The organism is Streptomyces sp. NPDC057654, assembly GCF_042800135.1.
Taxonomy (GTDB): Bacteria; Actinomycetota; Actinomycetes; order Streptomycetales; family Streptomycetaceae; genus Streptomyces.
Genome location: NZ_JBHVHQ010001022.1, coordinates 1 through 2,809, shown reverse-complemented (window position 1 = coordinate 2,809; position 2,809 = coordinate 1). Strand labels below are relative to the sequence as shown.

At 72.4% G+C, this 2,809-nt stretch carries 1 protein-coding gene; it reads right to left on the bottom strand.

The features are described from left to right. Positions 1–2,809, bottom strand: a 2,809-nt coding sequence (locus tag ACFU99_RS39840; protein ID WP_384402492.1) for a type I polyketide synthase, incomplete at both ends; no start/stop codon positions are given.

Genomic DNA, 2,809 nt, shown 5'->3' with positions numbered 1-2,809 from the left:
CGACCCGGTCGCCCGCCTGCACCGCGAGCTCCAGGAACGCGGTGCCCGGCAGCAGGATCGCGCCCCGCACGGCGTGGTCGGCCAGCCATGGCTGGGTCTGCGCGGACAGCCGTCCGGTGAGGAGCAGGCCGTCGGCGTCGGCCAGGGCGATGACCGCGCCGAGCAGCGGGTGCCCGGCGGGGGTCAGCCCCGCCGAGGTCACGTCGGCGACGTCGTCCGCGCCGTCCTCCAGCCAGTACCGCTCGCGCTGAAACGGGTAAGTGGGGAGGTCCACGCGGCGGGGCGCGTGCCCGGCGAAGACGGCGTCCCAGTCCACCCGGACGCCGCGCAGGTGCAGTTCGGCCAGCGACTCCATCAGCCTGCGCGGCCCTCCGTCGTCGCGGCGCAGGGTGCCCACGGCGGCGGCTCCGCTCCCCGCCGCATCGGCGGTCTCCTGCACGCCGACGGTGAGCACAGGGTGGGGGCTTGACTCCAGGAAGACCTGGAAGCCGTCGGCGAGCAGCGCGCGGGTCGCCTCCTCGAAGCGCACCGTCTGGCGAAGGTTGCGGTACCAGTACTCGGCGTCCAGCCCCGTGGTGGTCTCCAGCAGCTCACCGGTGACCGTCGAGTAGAACGGAACGTCAGCCTGGCGGGGTGTCAACTCCGCAAGTTCAATGAGTAGTTGTTCGTGAATGTCTTCGACATGAGAAGAGTGCGAGGCGTAGTCCACCGGTACCCGCCGGGCCCGCACCTCCCGCGCCTCCGCCTGCTCCAACAACTCATCCAGCGAGCCCGCGTCACCCGATACGACAATGGAAGCAGGCCCATTGACGGCAGCGACGGACAAGGCACCGTCCCAGTCCGCCAGCCACTCCCCCACCTCAGCAGCGGGCAGGGCCACGGACACCATGCCGCCCCGCCCCGACAAGGCGCGCAACGCCTTGCTCCGCAACGCCACCACCCGCGCCGCGTCATCGAGTGACAGCGCTCCGGCGACGCAGGCGGCAGCGATCTCACCCTGCGAATGACCGACAACAGCACCCGGCTCCACCCCGTACGAACGCCACACCGCCGCCAGCGACACCATCACCGCGAACAAGGCCGGCTGCACCACGTCAACCCGCTCCAACGACGGAGCACCAACCCGTGCCCGTAGAACATCCTCCAACGACCAGTCGACAAACGGAGCGAGAGCCCGCCCACACTCCGCAACCCGATCCGCGAACACCGGCTCCGCGTCCAGCAGTTGAGCAGCCATTCCCTCCCACTGCGAACCCTGACCGGGGAAGACGAAAGCGACTTCGCCACTCGTACCGGCAATTCCCTGCACCAACCCGGGGGCGGCCGAGCCTGCGGCGAGGGCGGTCAGGCCCTGTCGGAAGTCGTCGGGTTCGGTGCCGATCAGCGCGGCGCGGTGCTCGTGCGCGGCCCTCCCGGTCGCCAGGGAGTGGCCCACGTCGGCAACGCGCGCCCCGGTGTCGGTGTCGAGGTGGGCCCGGAGGCGTACGGCCTGGGCGCGGAGGGCTTCGGCGGTGCGGCCGGAGAGCACCCAGGGGAGTACGCCCGTGCCTTCCCCGCGTCCCTCTTCCTCCGGTTCCTCGGCGACCGGTGCTTCCTCCAGCACAACGTGCCCGTTGGTGCCGCTGACGCCGAAGGAGGAGACGGCGGCGCGGCGCGGGTGGCTGGTCTTGGGCCAGGGGGCCTCTTCGGTGACCAGCCGCACCGCGCCCGTGGACCAGTCGATCTGGGGCGAGGGGTCCTCGGCGTGCAGGGTCGGCGGCACCACGCCGTGCCGCATGGCGAGCACCGTCTTGATGACGCCGCCGACACCCGCCGCCGCCTGTGTGTGGCCGATGTTCGACTTCAGCGATCCGAGCAGCAGCGGCTGCCCCTCGGGCCGCCCGCGTCCGTACGTCGCCAGCAGGGCCTGCGCCTCGATCGGGTCGCCCAGGGGCGTTCCGGTGCCGTGCGCCTCGACGACGTCGACTTCGGAGGGCGTGAGGCCCGCGTTGTCCAGCGCCTGGCGGATCACACGCTGCTGGGCGGGCCCGTTGGGCGCGGTGAGCCTGCTGCTCGCGCCGTCCTGGTTGACGGCGGTGCCCCGGACCACGGCCAGCACTGGGTGCCCGTTGCGGCGGGCGTCGGAGAGCCGTTCCAGCAGCAGCATCCCCACGCCTTCGCCCCAGCCGGTGCCGTCCGCGCGGGCCGAGAAGGACTTGCAGCGGCCGTCCCGGGCCAGGCCGCCCTGGCGGCTCATCTCCACGAACGGCACGGGCGTGGACATCACCATCGCGCCGCCGGCCAGCGCCATCGTGCAGTCCCCGAGCCGCAGCGCCTGACAGGCGAAGTGCAGGGCGACCAGGGAGGAGGAGCAGGCGGTGTCCACGCTGACCGCCGGGCCCTCCAGGCCGAAGGTGTAGGCGACGCGGCCGGAGGCGACACTGTCGGAGCTGCCGCTGCCCAGGTACCCCGCGACGTCGTCGGGTGCGTGGCGCAGCCTCACGGCGTAGTCCTGGTACATGACCCCGGCGAACACCCCGGTGCGGCTGCCGCGCAGCGTGGCCGGGTCGATCCCGGCCCGTTCGAACGATTCCCAGGTGGTCTCCAGCAGCAGCCGCTGCTGCGGGTCCATGGCGAGGGCCTCGCGGGGCGAGATGCCGAAGAATCCGGGGTCGAAGCGGCCGACGCCGTCGAGGAAGCCGCCGAGTGACGCGTAGCTGGTGCCGGGGCGTTCCTGCCGGGGGTCGTCGAGCGCGTCCAGGTCCCATCCGCGGTCGGCGGGGAACCCGGTGATCGCGTCGGTGCCGGCGGAGACCAGCCGCCACAGGTC